The organism is Rhodococcus sp. 008 (genome assembly GCF_001682295.1).
Lineage (GTDB): Bacteria > Actinomycetota > Actinomycetes > Mycobacteriales > Mycobacteriaceae > Rhodococcus_F > Rhodococcus_F qingshengii.
In genome coordinates this window covers 5,884,978-5,901,549 of sequence record NZ_CP012749.1, presented here as the reverse complement: position 1 = coordinate 5,901,549, position 16,572 = coordinate 5,884,978, and the positions used below count along the sequence as shown (strand labels likewise).

Below are 16,572 nucleotides of genomic sequence, written 5' to 3'. Positions count from 1 at the left end.
CAAAGTTTCCTCTTTCTAGAGAGTGCCGTCGCCTGGTAGGGGTGGCGGCATTTTCGTATCTACTGAACGCGCTTGGTTGAACGGGTCAACCTGGAACGGCGGCGCCGGGCGTGCTGCAAGCAGGCGCGCATTTCTTGCTTCTGTCTCTTTGACTCTCACCTCGAATTCCTTCTGTTCCTTGTTTCGAACTTCGGTCAGCCGATGCTCTGTCAGCTCAGGAACGTACTTTGCATCTCCGATCGCTGCTCTGAATTGTTTCGCAAGGTTCTGGTGAAGAATCTCAAGCGCACCGGGGGACATGAGCATTTTTGAGAGTGCATCGTCTGGCGCGGTTTCGTCCTCGGCCGCTGTATAGCTATCGGTGTGCTCCTTCGCCAGTAGTTTTGCGACTCGTGAGAGAGGGCCCGGGGTAAGCAGTTCCAGCTGTGCAACCAGCGGGGTCATCCGTTGTAGCGCATCGGCAGGGTCTAGTAACGAGGCGGTTGATTGTGGCCAACCCACGGCATCCAAATGCAGCACCCTGATTGTCTGGTCACGCTGGCTCGACAGGCTCACAAGTTCGCTGACGATCTTGGTCAGCTCTTCTCGCTCCCATTTGGTGCGTTCACGCCTGTTCATCGAGTGTTGGGTGTACCAGGCCACCAGGCCGGAAGCGATGATCGCAACGACTGATAGGACGAGGGCAAGTTTCTCCATTCCGTCATCATTCCAACAGATGACTACCGGGGTTTCGCAACACGCGGTACGGATCTTCCTGCGCGTAAACATCAATTGGAGGTCTGAACTGTTTTCATAGTGACCTAGGTCACAGGAAGACTGGTTCGAACTTTGCTTCGCATTTGTCAAGAGCAACGTGATTGCCAAGCTCAACAAGACCAATCGGTCGGTCCAATAGAGCCATTTTGTAGCCAATGTGGGTAAAAAGTATCCCTGTGCGTCATTTTGCGGCGCTCTGCGTCATATTGCGGTGTCTACAGGTCCACATGGACCGCGCGGTCGGGAGATTGTGCATGAGGGCATGTTTCCGGCATTTGCCCAGGTGGACGGATACATACGTCGATTTAACATGAACGTAACAATTGGTCGGTGCGGCAAGCTATTTGCCAGGTTGACCAGCGGTTTATCGATTTGTGGAATACCCACAAAATCCCACCGACGTGAGTTCTAGGGCGTTCGGCACGTGTCTGGTGTCGGTAGCCGGGTGTACTGTCCTTTGTAGCCGGAAAACAACGCAGAAAAACCCCAAGCGGGGAATCCAGCCAGGGGTCAGTCTGAAGATGCAACTTGTTCAGGGATGCATTTTCAACTGTACTTCAGATAACAGCTAGCCTGCCACTCGGGTAGGGGAGTTGTGTTGGAACTGTTACCCGGCGGACGGGAGGATGGCTCATGGCCACCTCACGACGAATTGTTCGCACTCGCACGGTCACCATTCCTGTGCGTCGGATCACGGTCACTCGTACCGTCACCATTAAGCGGGTGAAGTGATCATGGCCGGAGCACACAAGCCGCCCCAGGTCCCGGCACCTGGCGGGGGGCAGCGAGAGCGTGACCGCAACAAGGATGGAAGCTGGCGCGAGAAGCGTAGCGACGCAGGAAAGAAGCGCAAGTAGCTTTACGCGCTAGGGCACCCCGGTTCTTCGGAGCTGGGGTGCTTCTGTCTATCAGAACTGATTCCACCATCGGGCAAACTCGTTCCACAGACTGACGCTGGTCCACGTCGCATCGAGACCATAGCCAAGGTCAGGCAGGTTTCCGATCATCGTTCGTCTCCTCAGAGTGGATTCCACCAGGCAGCCAACGGACGCAGAAACGCGTACCAGAACAGGACTTCTTCGGGAAAGTCGGGCAGATTTCCGATCATGCCTGGTGTATCGCACGTCACATCAGAGGCGTTATCGTGCGCACCTATTTGTGAGTAGGCATGAAAACGACGGCCTTCGGATTGCTCGCGTTCACGAGAAATCCGCGAAGCATCATCATCGGACCGGAGCTGCTCGCGGCTGCCTCGTCGGTCTCCACCTCGGTGGGCGCCGATCGCCACTGCCTGATCCCCAGGTAGACGAGGTATGCGACACCGAACCACTTGATCAAGGAAAAGGCCACGGTCGAACTGGCGAGAATTGCACCGACCCCCGCCGCGACAATTCCGATCTGCAGCAACAATCCCAACTGCAGCCCGAAGATGTTCCAGTATCCGCGTCGCAAGCCGTAGGCAAGTCCCGACGACATCGACGCAATGGCGCCGGCCCCCGGCGACAGGCTGATCACCCAACTTGCTCCGAAGAACGCCAACCAGACGTGCCAACTCATGTCGAAAGTCCTTTGATCGGGAAATACTCCCGACAACGAGCACGCACGGGATCAGAAAAGTGTAGACGGACAGTCCTGCTCACTGCTCGCGACAGTGCAATGATCGGGAGATGACGTCGTATCCCGTACTGGACCTGACACCCGACGAATTGCTGACCACAACGCGGACCGTTCGAAAGCGTCTGGATCTGACCCGTCCCGTGCCGTTGGACCTGGTGAAGGAATGCCTCCAGATCGCCCTGCAAGCGCCCTCCGGTTCGAATCGCCAGGGCTGGCAGTGGATGGTGGTGACCGATCCGGCACTGCGTGCAGCAGTCGGGCAGATCTACAAGGAAGTCACCGACGAGTACCTTGCCTCTCACGGTTCGGCGGCAAAACTCTTCGCCGATGATCCCGATCGCGCGCCGATTCAACAACGCGTGGGCACCAGCGTCGCGTGGCTCGGTGAGCACATGGGTGAGGTGCCGGTCCTTCTCATTCCGTGTATCAAGGCGGGCAAGACGCTGCCGGAGGGGAACCAAGCCGGCCTGTGGGGTTCGCTACTCCCGGCTGCGTGGAGTTACGCGCTGGCCGCACGGGCACGTGGACTCGGTACGGCGTGGACGACATTGCACCTGCAGCGTGAAGCGGAAGTTGCCGAGCTGCTGGGTATTCCGGCCGGATTCCATCAGGCTGCGCTCATCCCGACGGCGTACTTCACCGGCGAGACGTTCAAACCCGCCGCCCGTGAACCGGTCGACAACGTGCTGCACGTGGACCGATGGTGAGCCTGATCTACTCGGCGATCTGCTCGATCGACGGGTATGTGGCCGATGAGCAGGGGAACTTCGACTGGGCGGTTCCCGACGCGCAGGTCCACGCGTTCGTCAACGAGCTAGAGAGGGGAGTCGGCACGTACCTGCTCGGGCGCCGGATGTACGAGACGATGATTCCCTGGGAAACAATGGCGTCCGAGGATCTCGAGCGTTCTTCGGTGGCAGGAGGACCTTCGGCTCCGGGCGAGTTTGCCGGTATCGAGGCGGCGACCGCCGAGTTCGCTCAGATCTGGCGTGGAATCGACAAGATCGTGTACTCCACGACGCTGAACGAGGTGTCGACCGCACGTACCAGGATTGTCCCGAGCTTCGATGAAGACTTCATCCGTTTGCTCGAGAGTGAAGCGGTACAAGATATCTCGATCGGTGGACCGACGGTTGCGGTTAGTGCTTTCGCGGCGGGTTTGGTCGATGAAGTCAGACTGTTCCTGTGTCCGGTCAATATCGGTGGCGGATTGCGAGCTCTCCCGGAAAGCCGGCTTGATCTGCAACTGCTCGAGGAGAAAACCTTCGACGGCGGCGTCATCTATCTGCGATACGCCGTTCGCTAAGCAATCACCATCACTGCCGTGACTACTGCGAGTAGAGCGATGTAGGCGGCGGCATGGATCCGGTCCGGGATGGCGCCGACAATTCGCCGGCTCAGTGCAATCGCAGGTAGAGAGCCGGCCAGTAACGCGCAAACGGCGAGAAGGTCGATTGCGCCGACTCTGCCCGCTGACAGATCCGAGGCGGTGCTGTGCCCTGATGAGGCCGCGTACACCGCAGTCGCGACGACGGCGACAGGCAAGCTCAACGGGTTGGCGCTCGCGGCGGCGTCGGCCATCGGAACTCCGCCGCGACGCATCATCGGAACCGTCATGACGCTCCCGCCGACTCCGAGGAAACTTGCGACGGCGCCGATGCCTATCCCGACAGCGCGGACGCCGTGACGGTCAAGATGTTCGCGAGGTTCAGATGGTGTCAGAAACCCTTGTCGCAGAAGACTGTCCAGGATTGTCACCAGCAGGTAGAGCACAAACAGAATCCGGACGACGCCGTCGTCTACGTGGCCCGCCGCAACCGCTCCGAGCCCGGCTCCGAGTGCGACGGGGCCGATCAGAGGTCTGATGTACTCCGTCCGAAGCCGTCCTGACTTCCTGAATGCGACTGTGGCACCGAGTGAATTGACCACCATCACGGCCGCCGAGGATGCTACGGCGACATGCATCGGATCGATGACGTCCGGCCGCAGCGTCGATGCAGCGTAAACGACTGGGACAGTGACGAACCCGCCACCGAATCCGAAAAGAACGGTGGTGACTCCGGTCAAGGCGCCGAAAGCGAGCAGGATGAGGGAGTAGTGAAGCACTTGATGAACGGTAGCGATTTCTCCGTTGGCGCACATTCGAAGGTTCGCCACGTTCCATTGTGAATCGGACACAGACTCGGTAGGTTCCTCCGGTGCGCAACATCTCGATCAACGACGTCGATCACTCGCCCCGCAGTGTTCTCGCAATCGGAACCGACTACCCACCCGGTCACGTGCTGGCCGCCCACGAACATCGACGAGCCCAGTTTCTCTTCGCTGTGAACGGTGCGATGAACGTCGAAACCGATGACGGTGAGTGGACGGTTCTGCCGTCCAATGCGGTCATGATTCCCGCCGGTGTCGCTCATGCCGTGACAATGGACGGCGTCAGCACGCGAAGCCTCTACATCGAACCGTCCGCAGCGCCGTGGTTCCCGGTCAGGTGCCGAGTCGTCGCAGTATCGTCGCTCCTGCGTGAGTTACTTGTCGCTGCAGTCGACATGGATGTCGAGCTGAATGTGGAGGACGACTTACCCGCACACGGACGCAGCGCCGCGGTATTTCAGCTGATCCTGCACGAACTTCGCGATCTTGCGCCCCTACCTGTGGAACTCCCGCTGCCTCGGCACCCGGGATTGCGGGCGTTGTGCGCGCAGTATCTCGCAGCCCCGTCGATCCATGACTCGCCCACGCGGTGGGCCGACCGACTCCACGTCAGTGAACGGACACTGCACCGCTTGCTGATCTCGGAAACGGGGATGAGCGCGTCGTCGTGGATGCAGCGTGCCTGCATTCTTCACGCGCTTCCGAAACTTTCTGCCGGGGCCAGTGTGACGGCCGTTGCGTCTGAACTCGGATACTCGACGCCGGCTGCCTTCGCGGCGATGTGCACCCGAGTCTCGGGTGCACCGCCCAGTAGCTATCGGGCGCGCGTCACGACACAGACACAGGGATGATGTCGGCGACGACGTCGTGGATGAGACCGTCACGGACTTCGAAGGTTTCACGAATCTCCACGGTCATGAGGCGAGTGCCGCCGATTCCCGCGTCGAGCAGGTAGGTGGTCGAGACGATGTCCCCGGCCTCCGACATCTCGAGGTCTCGGACGCCCTGGATAACGCGGTATTGAATACCGTTTTCGAGGTCGGCGGACATCTGTGGTCCGGAGAAACCCGTCTTGAGTCCGGCTTCGACGCGCGTCGCATCCGGGGCGAAATGGACATCGGAAACGTCATGGGAGACGAGGGCGTCGATGTAGGCACGCGCCTGCGCCTCGCGGGGTGAATCGGCCGGGTTGGGGGCTGCTGTCGCAGCGCCTCCGGCAACCAGGATCAGGGCAGCCGTGGCAGCGGCAGTTCCGGCGATATTTCGCAGTGTTCGCATGGGACATCCTAACGACGAGGAGTGGAGGAATTTCGGAAAACGGCCGTCATCGAGTAGCCGTACAGCTGCGGGGAGGATCGACGAGCGAGCAGAAAGCCGGGGCCATGACGGGCACGTAGTCGGCCCCGACGCCGTTCTCGTGAATGATCCGGCGGTAGGCGTCGACGCCGTCGGTCGGGATTCGCGCCGCAGTGGGATCGCCGAGAACATCGACCGTGTAGAGGCCGAATCGAGGTCGGTACGAACCCCATTCGTAGTTGTCGGTGATGGACCAGTAGTTGTAGCCGATCACGTCGGCACCGTCTTCTCGGGCGCGTTCCATCCAATAGATGTGATCGCGTAAGTGATTCGCGCGTGTGTATCCGTCGGCGCGCGGCGCTCCGTTGTCGGTGGGCATGCCGTTCTCGACGATGTAGAGGGGGAGTTCCGAGTACTTGCCCGAGTACCGCATCAATGCGTCGTACAGGCCTTCGGGCTGCGGCGTGACGTTGTAGAACTCGTCGAGTGCGGCGTACGCGGCAGTCGGATTGTTCAGGGCCACACCGTAGTAGTAGTCGATGCCGAGAAAGTCGAGCTTGTCGCGCACTCGATCCGTGAATACCGAATCGATCGCCTCGGACACGCCGGGAATGAAGGAGAAATTACTGCTTACGCGGGCACCGGGATCGAGAACATGGATGCGGTCGTAGATCGCCCGGTGGACTCGGACCAATGAGTCGAACATCGACGGCGCCTGGGTGAGTGCGATTCCGCCGTAGGTCAATTCGCGCTGAACGTACACAGTCGGCTCGTTGATCGTGATCCAGAGCGCCCCGATTCCGGAGTACCGCTCGACTACCTTCTCTGCGTTGACCAGCCAATCGGCTTCCGTCTTCGGATTTGTCCAGCCGCCTTGATCGACAACCCATCCCGGATACACCCAGTGGTCGAGTGTGATCATCGGAGTCATGCCCTGCGCGCGGATGTGAGCTACCACGTCGTCGTAGTAGGCGAATTCGGTCTCGTTCCAGCTCCCGGCGGCGGGCTGAACTCGCGCCCACTCGACGCCGAATCGGAAAACCTTCGATCCCAGATCGGCCGCCCGGTCGATGTCCTCGGCGTAGCGATGACGGAAGTCGACCGAGTCACCGATCTTGTCGTGGGTTCGTCCGGAATCGGAGTATCGAGACCAGTTGCTGTCCGGCGACGAACCTTCCGATTGGAACCCGGAGGTGGCAACGCCCCAGAGGAAGTCATCCGGTACCTCAGCCGAGGCGTGAGCGGGAAGGGCCAGCACCCCGAACAGGCACGTCAGTGCCATCAGCGCAGGCGCGATAGACCGTGACAGGGCTCCCATGCCTGGGAGACTAAGTCATACAAGTGTCCAGTCGCAGGCGTTTCGTCCGATCCGCCCGCGGCTGGACCGTGTCACTCAGTGATCCAGCCGCTCAGAAATTCCGCTCAGAAAACCATGGTCATCGATCCCGGGTTCCACGTCCCGGAGCGCTGAACGGTCGTTTCGTCGACCTGGGCAGGTACTGCACTCGGATCGATCGGTGTGTACTTCTCGATCGAACCCCAGTCGCGAGCCCAGTCGTTGTCGAGATACGACGGAATGGTCTGCGCGGTCAGGAGCAGATCGATCCACCCCAACGGTCCACCACCGTAGTGGTCCTGCCAGGCACTGGTCACGAGCGCACCGGAATGGTCGGGAAGGATCCGATACTCGGGGACCTCGGCGATACCGACCCGATGATCGAAGGGGCGTTGGCACGGGAATGCCAGTCCGACAGCCCAATCCAGCATGACGGGCGCCTGTGAACCGACGACGTCGTTGAGCTTCTGGGTCTTCGGAACCCGCGGCGGGGTGACGGCCACCCATTGGTCGGGCTTGCTGTCGTAGTCGCTGACGACCAGTCGAATGCTGTTGGCTTCGACGGGAATCTGATCCAACGGCACACGCAGGTTCCGCCATGACGGCGCCGGGCCGATGTCGAGGGGCGCGATCTTTCCGAGTGTTTCGACAGCGTCTGTTTCGGCATCGTCGACGCCACGCGCTGTGCCGTACTCGACCTCGACGTTCTGGCCGTAGGTGACGATTCCGTCCTTGTCGACGGACCGAACACGACCAGCCGCGGCAATCGAGATGATGTCGCCACGCGTGGCGTTCTCGCCCACGTCGGGGAGTTGGTACCAGTCACTGGTCAGAGTGCCGGGGGAGGGCTGACCGTAACTACCCATGACGGGTGTTGTCGCCGGGTCGAGACCGAACGGCAACGCGACCGAACTGCCGTTGACTCCGGTCTGTCCGGCGCCACCGCCGGTTCCGGCCGAGTTGCCGGCGGTGTCCTCGGAGGTGTCGACGGTGTTCGCGCCGCCGGTAGCCGTGGCTTCCTTGTCTGCTCGAAGGTCGGAAGCGACGCCATTCGGATCGAATCCCGTAGCCCCACCGGCGGACAGTCCTGTGGCGACGCTGCCCGAGAGGGGCGTCAGCATCGAGGCGTTCGGATCGGTCTCGAGCAGAACGTCGTTGGCGAGACCGCAATGTTGGCCGAGAACGGCGTCGACGTTTGCACGGCCCACCGAATAGGCCGGGTACTGGGTGACCGCGCCCTTGGCCATGGACAGCACCTCGAAGAGGACCATGGCACCTGCGGCAACCGTCAGTGGCGAGATGGCAAGCAGTCGAGCGTGCTTCGCGGATGGTTCCTTCCCCGCGGTGTACGGCTCACGGAAGAAGTACCACGCGGCGACGCCGAGCATCAGCACCGTCAGCCCGAGGAGGACGGTGCTCGCGCCGAGTCCGCTGATGGACACAGGCTTGTCCCACCACGGAACGCTGTAGCTGGACACGTAGTAGTAGCTGTTGCTGCCGGTGAATGCCACCGCGAGGAGGAACAGGACGGCCGCCGCGAAGAGGGCCCGATTGCGCGGCGAGCGCAGGAGTTTTGTTCCCACGGCGACGGCCGTCATCATCGCCAGAACGGCGGTGAGTCCGGCAAAGATTCCGAAGTGGTGCGTCCACTTGGTCGGCGAGAACATCAGCAGTGGCAGTGCGCCGATCGTCAGCCCCACGACGCGGCGTGACGGGCCGGCGGCCAAACCGGGAATCCGGCCCCCCTTGCGCAGCATCATCGCGGTGCAGACGCCAAGGCACAGAACCATGACGAACACACCGAATCTGCGAGTCAGGGAACCGTCGACGGAGATGTTGAAGAGGTACTGATAGCGGAGGTACTCGTCGAACCAGGGCTGATTCGGTGAGATCGAGTGGACGCGTTGCATCTCGATGACGGCGGCCAGACTTTGATCGCCGAACGCGGGGATGAGAATCGAGAGTCCGGCAGCTAGCAGTGGCCCGACAGCCGCGACGTAACCGGTGGTGCGCGCACGTTCGATGATGATGCGCATGATCGGGCGTATTCCGGCGATGAGTGCGGCAAAGCAGATGAGGCCGGAAGGGCCGGCAGTCAAGGTGAATCCGGCGATCAGGATCGCGACTGCGACCGGCAGAAGTCGTCTCGTCGCGACGGCGCGTTCGATCGAGCACCAGGTCAGCAGCACGCCGAGGGCAACGATCGGTTCGGGGCGCAGTCCGTTGTTGAACGGAAGCCAGAATGCGAGGAAGACAAGCGCGCCGGTCCAGAGGGCGAGTCGATTTCCGCGAATGGCGGCGCCCAGCCGAGGCGCAACCTCCCGGCTGATGACGAGCCAGGTGATGATGCCTGCCAACAGAGCAGGCAGACGGACCCAGGGGCTTGCGGTGCTGACGTGGGCCAGGAGTCCGAGGATGTTGTAATACGGCGTTCCGAACGGGGTTTCGGGGACCGCGAACCACCGGAAGTAGTTGGACATGTAGCCCGATTGCTCGGAGGCTCTTGCCATCGTGAACTGGTAGCCGTCGTCGGTGGTGGTAGCGCCGATGAAGTGCCACAGCACCAGAGTTCCGACGACGACCCCGTCGAGGACGGTGAACTTCCACCATCGGGCGGGCAGAAATTTGCGTGTGCCCCGGCCGTCGCGGTTGTCGAGGCGGTGCAGCGCGAAGAGGGACACGAGAGCCGTGAGTGCCCCGAGAATCATGGCGAGAGTCTTGATCACCGACGGGCTCGACGTGAAGCGAGAGTCCGCCTCGATCGAGACGTTCAAACCGGCTGCCGCCGAATCGAGGTCGCTGAAGACGCCGACTACCTGTGGTCGGCTGTCGCCCTCGATGACGCGCGGTTCGGAACCGGTGGCGCTGAAGGTGGTTCGGGTCGGCTCGGCGGCGAGCGTGAGCGCGCATCCAGTCTGCAGATCAGCAACGGGTGTCGAGAGCAACACTTGATCACGCAGGACAACGTCGACCCGAGCGGGAGCGTCGGCGGATTCGGGGGAGACGGTGGCAACAAATCCGTAGCGGCGCGCATCGGGGGCACCCGGAGGTGCAGTCGAGACGAGTGTTCCGCCGGTGGCGGCCAACTCGCTGATCGACGCGCACGGAATCGATGCCTCCATGCGCAACGGTGTGTACGAGACCAATGGCGCCTCGACGCTTGTCGTCGACCCGGCCTGCGGCCAGTTGATGACGGCGGTGTCCTGCTCGATCGGCAGGAACGGCACTGATCCGCACAAAACTATGCCGAGGATCGATGCGACAATCGCAACGATCCGTGCTCGGTTCGGTCCGCTGGATCGCTGAGGGGTCGGCAAGGCCGGAGGTGCGGTCGTGGCCACGTCACTGTCTGTCACGACTTTGGACCCTAGCTGTGCGTGACGTGTTTGTTATAAAAGCGCGAGTAATGGGATGGTCGTGTTCCCGGTGTCATTCTTCGGGGTGGGGTTGTCGGCGATCGAGGCGGGGGGTGCTGTGCGCGAATTTCACGAGTCCATTCCCCTGAGCCCACTACTGCGGCGGTCGGCGGTCGCATTGTGCGTCGTCCTCGGAATTGTCCTGGTAATTGTCTGCGGGTTCGCGGCAATCGTGGATCGCGACTCGGCGGGCTACGTCGGCGCCGTGTTGTCCGCGGTCCTGTCCTTCGGGTTGGCCGCGTACATGTGGAAGGTGCGCGTGATCATCACCACAGACGTCGAACGAGTGTCGATCGCGCTGTCTCCGGGGCTGCGTCAGGTATTTCGGTGGGACGAAGTTGTGTCTGCCACTGCAGTACATATCGGGATGGGCTCCGGAATCGGTTATCGAATGACCGGCCCAGGTATGCGGGTAATTCTCGCATCTCCCGGCGACGGGGTCCGCTTTCGTCTGCATGACGGCCGTGAAATCTCGGTGGCAACACCTCGAAGGGACGAGCTGATCGAACTCGCCCGGCGGCGGGCGCCGGACCTGCAGTGAGCGTTGCAGGTGGACCGGTGAAAAACGGGGTGCGCCTATCCTGGATAATTGACATCAGTTCTGTGTTTCAGGCGCGCTGTTCAGGGCCTGTGATGCCGGACCGGTTTGCTGCCGCTTGCACAGGCACCCCGTTTGCGTACGAGAGGAACTCTCATGCTTGCCCGCACCGACCTGCGTGGTCGTACCCCATCCACGGCGGAACTTCGCGCCGCGCTTCCCCGAGGTGGAGTGGATGTGGACGCGGTACTGCATCAGGTTCGCCCGATGGTCGAAGCCGTCCGTGATCGCGGGGCAGAAGCCGCCCTCGAATTCGGCGAGAAGTTCGACGGCGTTCGTCCGGCTTCGGTTCGTGTACCAGCAGCCGAGCTCGAGCGCGCACTTCGTGAACTCGACCCCGCAGTCAAGGAAGCCCTCGAGGTTGCGATCGAGCGCACCCGCAAGGTGCACGCCGATCAGCGTCGCAAGGACACCGTCACCGAGGTCGTTCCGGGTGGTACGGTCACCGAGCGTTGGGTTCCGGTCGAGCGCGTCGGGCTGTACGTGCCCGGCGGCAATGCCGTGTACCCGTCCAGCGTTGTCATGAACGTCGTGCCGGCTCAGACGGCCGGCGTCGGATCACTTGTTGTCGCCTCGCCGCCCCAAGCCGACTTCGGCGGATTGCCGCACCCGACCATCCTTGCCGCAGCAGCCATGCTCGGCGTCGACGAGGTGTGGGCCGTCGGCGGCGGACAGGGCGTCGCCCTCCTTACCTACGGCGGAACCGACACCGATGGAACCGAGCTTGTCCCGGTCGACCTCATCACCGGTCCCGGCAACATCTACGTCACTGCCGCCAAGCGTCTGTGCCGCGGACTGGTCGGCATCGACGCAGAAGCCGGCCCCACCGAGATCGCGATCCTCGCCGACCACACCGCTGACCCGGTCCACGTTGCTGCCGACCTCATCAGCCAGGCCGAGCACGACGTGATGGCCGCCAGCGTACTTGTCACGACCAGCGTCGAATTGGCCGACGCGGTCGACAAGGCTCTGGCTGCGCAGCTCGAGATCACCAAGCATCGCGAGCGCGTCACCACGGCACTGACCGGCAGCCAGTCGGGCACGGTGCTCGTTTCTGATGTTTCCGCTGGTCTGCGCGTCGTCAATGCGTATGCGGCAGAGCACCTCGAGATCCAGACCGAGGATGCAACCGGGGTGGCAGCTCAGGTCACCAGCGCTGGTGCCGTGTTCGTCGGCCCGTGGGCGCCGGTCAGTCTCGGCGACTACTGCGCCGGCTCCAACCACGTTCTGCCGACGGCCGGGTGTGCACGCCACTCCTCCGGTCTGAGTGTGCAGACGTTCCTTCGTGGAATCCACGTGATCGACTACTCCGAGTCTGCACTGAAAGACGTTGCCGGACATGTCATCACGCTGGCCAATGCGGAGGATCTGCCGGCTCACGGCGAGGCTGTGCGTCTGCGATTCGAGGCTCTGCGATGAGTAGTGCTCCTGGAGAGTCGATTTCGGTCGACGCCCTTCCGATTCGCGAGAACCTGCGTGGAAAGTCGGCGTACGGCGCACCGCAGTTGACGGTTCCGGTTCAGCTCAACACGAACGAGAACCCGCATCCGCCGACCCAGGCGCTCATCGACGATGTGGCCGAATCCGTGCGCGAAGCCGCGAAGGAACTGCACCGCTACCCCGACCGTGACGCTGTGGCGTTGCGGACGGATCTGGCTGCGTACCTGGCGAAGCAGACAGGTGTACCGGTCACCGTCGACAATCTGTGGGCGGCAAACGGATCGAACGAGATTCTGCAGCAACTTCTTCAGGCGTTCGCAGGTCCGGGACGTAGCGCGATGGGTTTTGTGCCCTCGTACTCGATGCACCCGATCATCGCCGACGGTACCGATACCGAGTGGGTCGAGGTCTTCCGTCGGGACGACTTCGCACTCGACGTGGATGCTGCCGTCACCGTGATCGCGGAACGTCGACCCGACGTCGTGTTCGTGACCAGTCCCAACAACCCGACCGGACACAGCGTCGGCATTGCAGAACTGCGACGCATCCTCGACGTGGCGCCGGGCATCGTGATCGTGGACGAGGCGTACGCGGAATTCTCCGCTGCCCCGAGCGCGATGACGCTGATCGACGAGTTCCCGGCCAAGCTGGTTGTGACCCGCACCATGAGCAAGGCTTTCGCGTTTGCCGGTGGCCGACTCGGCTACCTCGCCGCCGCTCCCGCGTTCATCGACGCACTGTTATTGGTGCGCTTGCCTTATCACCTCTCGGTGGTCACGCAGGCGGCGGCACGTGCCGCCCTGCGTCACGCCGACGAGACCCTCGGCAGTGTGCACGCCTTGTCCGCCGAGCGCGATCGCGTGTCGAAGGCGCTGGCGGACACCGGTTTCCGAGTGATTCCCAGTGACGCGAACTTCATCTTGTTCGGACAGTTCACCGACAGTGCACAGGCGTGGAAGGAATACCTCGACCGCGGGGTTCTCATCCGCGACATCGGCATCCCCGGATACCTGCGGGCCACCGTGGGACTCGAAGCCGAGAACGACGCGTTCATCAAGGCCAGTGACGAAATCGCAGGCACCCAGCTGGTCGACACGAATTCAGGAGAGACGGCATGAGCGATCGCATCGCGCGGATCGAACGAACAACTCGGGAATCAAGCATCGTCGTCGAACTGAATCTGGACGGGACCGGCATCGTCGACGTCTCCACCGGCGTTCCGTTCTTCGACCACATGCTCAACGCCCTGGGTACGCACGCCAGCTTCGATCTCGACGTCAAGGCGAAGGGTGACGTCGAGATCGACGCTCACCACACCGTCGAGGACACCGCGATCGTTTTCGGCCAGGCGCTCGGCCAGGCTCTCGGCGACAAGAAGGGCATCCGTCGTTTCGGCGACGCTTTCATCCCGATGGACGAAACGCTGGCGCACGCGTCGGTCGACGTCTCCGGTCGCCCGTACTGCGTGCACACCGGTGAGCCCGACTACATGGTGCATTCCGTCATCGGCGGGTACCCGGGCGTTCCGTATCACGCGGTGATCAACCGCCACGTGTTCGAGTCGATCGCATTGAATGCACGTATCGCACTGCACGTTCGGGTTCTGTACGGCCGCGATCAGCATCACATCACCGAAGCCGAGTACAAGGCCGTTGCGCGCGCTCTGCGTGAGGCGGTCGAGCCGGATCCGCGCGTGAGTGGCGTGCCGTCGACGAAGGGCACACTGTGAGCGTCCTCTTCACCTATCTGCTGTTCATCGGCGCGGGTATTGCCGTGGGCGGCGCCTACTCGATGTTCAAGGTCAACAAGCTTGCGTCGGGAATCCTTCTGGCGTTGGCGGTTCTGGCGGCGGTAGCGGGCGCACTGCGTCTGTGACGCGAAAAGTGACTGTGTCTGAGACGCAAGATCCTGCTCCATCGCCGGGGTTGCTTCGCACTCCGGGCATGATCGGTGTCCTGATCATGGCGGCAGCAGCTTTCGGTGGCTGGTCGTTGCTGTTGCCGGTGGTGCCGTTGCTGGTTGCGCAGTCCGGCGGATCGGATGCGCTTGCCGGATCGGTGACCGGTGTCTTCATGGCGGCCACGGTCTTGACGCAACTGCTCGTGCCTCGGTTGTTGCGGACGCAGGGCTACCGGCGCGTGCTGGCGGTCGGGTGTCTGCTCCTCGGTCCACCGTCGTTGGTGCTGTTGATCTCGGCCGACGCCGGTCCTGTCCTGGCGGTTTCCGCGGTGCGTGGTATCGGTTTCGGCATGCTGACGGTGGCCGGCAGTGCACTGGTGGCGGAGTTGGCGCCCAAACGAATTCTGGGCCGTGCCACCGGTGCCCAGGGAATCGCGATCGCAGCGTCACAAATGGCGGGGCTTCCGCTGGGGCTTGCAATCATGGAACGGTGGTCGGCGACACCGGTGTTCGTCCTCGGTGCGCTGATCCCGGCGCTCGCGCTGGTGGCCATTGCCGGGTTGCCGAAGATTTTCGCCCAGCCGACCGGGGAATCCGTTCGACTGAGTGTGTTCGCCGTCTTGGTTCCGGTGCTCGCTCTGGCGTGTGTGTCCGCCTCGTTCGGCGGATTGTCGTCTCTACTGCCGATCGCAATCTCGGAGCGTGCGGCCGTTGCTGGAGTGGTGTTGGCGACCGCCAGTGGGTCGATGTTGGTCGGCCGGTACTCGGCGGGACTGATCGCCGATCGTCTCGGCAGTGGTCGGACACTCGCGCCGGCATTGGCGTCGTCGACCATCGGATTGGTGCTGTTCGCGATCAACGTCGACGGCGGGTCGACGCCGGTCTTGTTCTGCGCGGCGGTCCTTTTCGGGCTGGGGTTCGGGGCGGTGCAGAACGAATCCTTGGTCATGGCGTTTCAGGCTGCCGGCCCGAGGCAACTCGGATCCGCCAGCGCGATCTGGAACATCGGCTACGACGCCGGCACCGGAATCGGTGCACTGGCGTTGGGATTCGTGGCCACGACTGCCGGCTACGCATGGGTGTTCGCGGTCTCCGCGGTAGTTGTCGCGCTCCTCCCGGCACTGGCCGCGGGCGGCAAAGTGATCGCCAGCAGGGTTGCCCGATAGAGTTGGGGCATGAGCGCTTCCACGATTGCTGTACTCGATTACGGCTCCGGCAACCTGCATTCGGCTACTCGCGCACTGGCGCGCACCGGGGCGCAGGTGGAGGTGACCAACGACATGAAGGTTGCACTGGCGGCCGACGGTCTCGTGGTGCCCGGCGTCGGCGCGTTCGCGGCCTGCATGGAAGGTCTGCGTGCAGTGCAGGGTGACCGAATCATCGGCAGACGCCTGGCCGGTGGCCGACCGGTGCTGGGCATCTGCGTCGGCATGCAGATTCTGTTCGACCGGGGAGTCGAATTCGGTGTCGAGGCGGAGGGCTGTGGCGAATGGCCCGGCACCGTCGAGAGGCTGCAAGCAGAGGTTTTGCCGCACATGGGCTGGAACACCGTGGAGGCGCCGGAGTCCAGCACCCTGTTCAAGGGCATAGACGCCGATACCCGCTTCTACTTCGTCCACTCCTACGGTGTGCAGAGTTGGGAGCTCGCGCCGTCCGAGCACATTGCACCCCCGAAGCTGACATGGGCCGATCACGGCGGAAAGTTTCTCGCTGCCGTCGAGAACGGTGCGTTGTCGGCAACGCAGTTCCACCCCGAGAAATCCGGTGACGCAGGCGCCGAGTTGCTGAGCAACTGGGTGCAGAGTTTGTGACCGGGGGATCCGGACCGAACGGCGGTGACGATTTCTCCCTCGCCCGTCTGGCGTTGTTCTCGCTCGGCGCCGCTGTGGCTGCGCTGGCGGTCGCAACTGTCGTCATCGTTGTTCTCAAACCATCGCCGGGCGTCGGCCTCGTGATCGGTCTCGTGGGGGTCGCCGCTGCGATTGCGGCAATGGGCGTCGTATCCAAGCGGATGACCCGAAAAGCGTTCGGTGACCCGGAAGACGGTTCGAGGTCCTGACCTA

At 62.5% G+C, this 16,572-nt stretch carries 16 protein-coding genes and 1 pseudogene; 11 read left to right on the top strand and 6 right to left on the bottom strand.

The features are described from left to right. Window positions 1-15 precede the first annotated feature (15 nt). Together AOT96_RS27220 and AOT96_RS27215 are read right to left on the bottom strand one after the other, a co-directional pair. Window positions 16-696, bottom strand: coding sequence for a hypothetical protein (locus AOT96_RS27220; protein ID WP_156778978.1), 681 nt, complete (start codon window positions 694-696; stop codon window positions 16-18). Window positions 697-1,923: 1,227 nt separating this feature from the next. After that, a pseudogene (locus AOT96_RS27215) lies at window positions 1,924-2,313 on the bottom strand (LysE family transporter); the annotation flags it as partial. A gap of 110 nt (window positions 2,314-2,423) precedes the next feature. On the opposite strand from AOT96_RS27215, the gene AOT96_RS27210 reads away from it, so the two are divergent. Together AOT96_RS27210 and AOT96_RS27205 are read left to right on the top strand one after the other, a co-directional pair. Then, window positions 2,424-3,080, top strand: a complete 657-nt coding sequence (locus AOT96_RS27210) for a nitroreductase family protein (protein ID WP_003942413.1) — start codon at window positions 2,424-2,426, stop codon at window positions 3,078-3,080. Beyond that, a complete protein-coding gene (locus AOT96_RS27205) occupies window positions 3,074-3,679 on the top strand; it encodes a dihydrofolate reductase family protein (RefSeq protein ID WP_030537073.1) in 606 nt (201 codons plus the stop codon). The genes AOT96_RS27210 and AOT96_RS27205 overlap by 7 nt, the downstream gene beginning before the upstream one ends. On the opposite strand, the gene AOT96_RS27200 is transcribed toward AOT96_RS27205, so the two are convergent. After that, entirely contained in the window at window positions 3,676-4,479 is an 804-nt protein-coding gene (locus tag AOT96_RS27200; protein WP_231917357.1) for a sulfite exporter TauE/SafE family protein, read from the bottom strand. The two genes, AOT96_RS27205 and AOT96_RS27200, sit on opposite strands and share 4 nt — an antisense overlap. Window positions 4,480-4,571: 92 nt before the next feature. On the opposite strand from AOT96_RS27200, the gene AOT96_RS27195 reads away from it, so the two are divergent. Further along, a complete protein-coding gene (locus tag AOT96_RS27195) occupies window positions 4,572-5,375 on the top strand; it encodes an AraC family transcriptional regulator (RefSeq protein ID WP_065352542.1) in 804 nt (267 codons plus the stop codon). Here the strand turns inward: AOT96_RS27195 and AOT96_RS27190 are convergent. The 3 genes from AOT96_RS27190 to AOT96_RS27180 form a co-directional block, all read right to left on the bottom strand. Further along, window positions 5,353-5,802 (bottom strand): hypothetical protein, encoded by a 450-nt coding sequence (locus tag AOT96_RS27190; RefSeq protein WP_003942394.1) that lies wholly within the window; start codon window positions 5,800-5,802, stop codon window positions 5,353-5,355. The genes AOT96_RS27195 and AOT96_RS27190 overlap by 23 nt on opposite strands. A 46-nt stretch (window positions 5,803-5,848) precedes the next feature. Further along, entirely contained in the window at window positions 5,849-7,102 is a 1,254-nt protein-coding gene (locus AOT96_RS27185) for a glycoside hydrolase family 1 protein (RefSeq protein ID WP_080961256.1), read from the bottom strand. Between the two features lie 140 nt (window positions 7,103-7,242). After that, on the bottom strand, window positions 7,243-10,512 hold the full coding sequence (locus AOT96_RS27180) for an arabinosyltransferase domain-containing protein (RefSeq protein WP_442978594.1): 3,270 nt from the start codon (window positions 10,510-10,512) through the stop codon (window positions 7,243-7,245). A gap of 118 nt (window positions 10,513-10,630) precedes the next feature. Here AOT96_RS27180 and AOT96_RS27175 point away from each other — a divergent pair, with 118 nt between their 5' ends. The 8 genes from AOT96_RS27175 to AOT96_RS27145 all read left to right on the top strand — a co-directional run bounded on the left by AOT96_RS27175 (window position 10,631) and on the right by AOT96_RS27145 (window position 16,568). Then, complete coding sequence (locus AOT96_RS27175; protein WP_231917356.1) at window positions 10,631-11,113, top strand: hypothetical protein; 483 nt, start codon at window positions 10,631-10,633, stop codon at window positions 11,111-11,113. 153 nt (window positions 11,114-11,266) lie between these two features. Beyond that, window positions 11,267-12,589, top strand: coding sequence for a histidinol dehydrogenase (hisD, locus tag AOT96_RS27170; protein ID WP_020908000.1), 1,323 nt, complete (start codon window positions 11,267-11,269; stop codon window positions 12,587-12,589). Continuing rightward, entirely contained in the window at window positions 12,586-13,728 is a 1,143-nt protein-coding gene (locus tag AOT96_RS27165) for a histidinol-phosphate transaminase (protein ID WP_042449556.1), read from the top strand. Before hisD ends, AOT96_RS27165 begins: the two co-directional genes overlap by 4 nt. Continuing rightward, entirely contained in the window at window positions 13,725-14,339 is a 615-nt protein-coding gene (gene hisB, locus AOT96_RS27160; protein WP_003942383.1) for an imidazoleglycerol-phosphate dehydratase HisB, read from the top strand. Before AOT96_RS27165 ends, hisB begins: the two co-directional genes overlap by 4 nt. Then, the gene (locus tag AOT96_RS35815) at window positions 14,336-14,485 is read left to right on the top strand and encodes a hypothetical protein (RefSeq protein ID WP_007732248.1); all 150 of its coding nucleotides are present in this window, start codon (window positions 14,336-14,338) and stop codon (window positions 14,483-14,485) included. The genes hisB and AOT96_RS35815 overlap by 4 nt, the downstream gene beginning before the upstream one ends. Window positions 14,486-14,553: 68 nt before the next feature. After that, the gene (locus AOT96_RS27155) at window positions 14,554-15,675 is read left to right on the top strand and encodes an MFS transporter (RefSeq protein ID WP_065352539.1); all 1,122 of its coding nucleotides are present in this window, start codon (window positions 14,554-14,556) and stop codon (window positions 15,673-15,675) included. 9 nt (window positions 15,676-15,684) lie between these two features. Beyond that, complete coding sequence (gene hisH, locus AOT96_RS27150; RefSeq protein WP_003942389.1) at window positions 15,685-16,320, top strand: imidazole glycerol phosphate synthase subunit HisH; 636 nt, start codon at window positions 15,685-15,687, stop codon at window positions 16,318-16,320. Further along, on the top strand, window positions 16,317-16,568 hold the full coding sequence (locus AOT96_RS27145; RefSeq protein ID WP_030537065.1) for a hypothetical protein: 252 nt from the start codon (window positions 16,317-16,319) through the stop codon (window positions 16,566-16,568). The genes hisH and AOT96_RS27145 overlap by 4 nt, the downstream gene beginning before the upstream one ends. Window positions 16,569-16,572: the final 4 nt, after the last annotated feature.

Excerpts from the sequence above, each read along its gene's own strand:
- AOT96_RS27220 (WP_156778978.1), bottom strand. The coding sequence starts at position 696 with ATGGAGAAACTTGCCCTCGTCCTATCAGTCGTTGCGATCATCGCTTCC.
- AOT96_RS27210 (WP_003942413.1), top strand. The coding sequence starts at position 2,424 with ATGACGTCGTATCCCGTACTGGACCTGACACCCGACGAATTGCTGACC.
- AOT96_RS27205 (WP_030537073.1), top strand. The coding sequence starts at position 3,074 with ATGGTGAGCCTGATCTACTCGGCGATCTGCTCGATCGACGGGTATGTG.
- AOT96_RS27190 (WP_003942394.1), bottom strand. The coding sequence starts at position 5,802 with ATGCGAACACTGCGAAATATCGCCGGAACTGCCGCTGCCACGGCTGCC.
- AOT96_RS27185 (WP_080961256.1), bottom strand. The coding sequence starts at position 7,102 with ATGGCACTGACGTGCCTGTTCGGGGTGCTGGCCCTTCCCGCTCACGCC.
- hisD (WP_020908000.1), top strand. The coding sequence starts at position 11,267 with ATGCTTGCCCGCACCGACCTGCGTGGTCGTACCCCATCCACGGCGGAA.
- AOT96_RS27165 (WP_042449556.1), top strand. The coding sequence starts at position 12,586 with ATGAGTAGTGCTCCTGGAGAGTCGATTTCGGTCGACGCCCTTCCGATT.
- hisB (WP_003942383.1), top strand. The coding sequence starts at position 13,725 with ATGAGCGATCGCATCGCGCGGATCGAACGAACAACTCGGGAATCAAGC.
- AOT96_RS27155 (WP_065352539.1), top strand. The coding sequence starts at position 14,554 with ATGATCGGTGTCCTGATCATGGCGGCAGCAGCTTTCGGTGGCTGGTCG.
- hisH (WP_003942389.1), top strand. The coding sequence starts at position 15,685 with ATGAGCGCTTCCACGATTGCTGTACTCGATTACGGCTCCGGCAACCTG.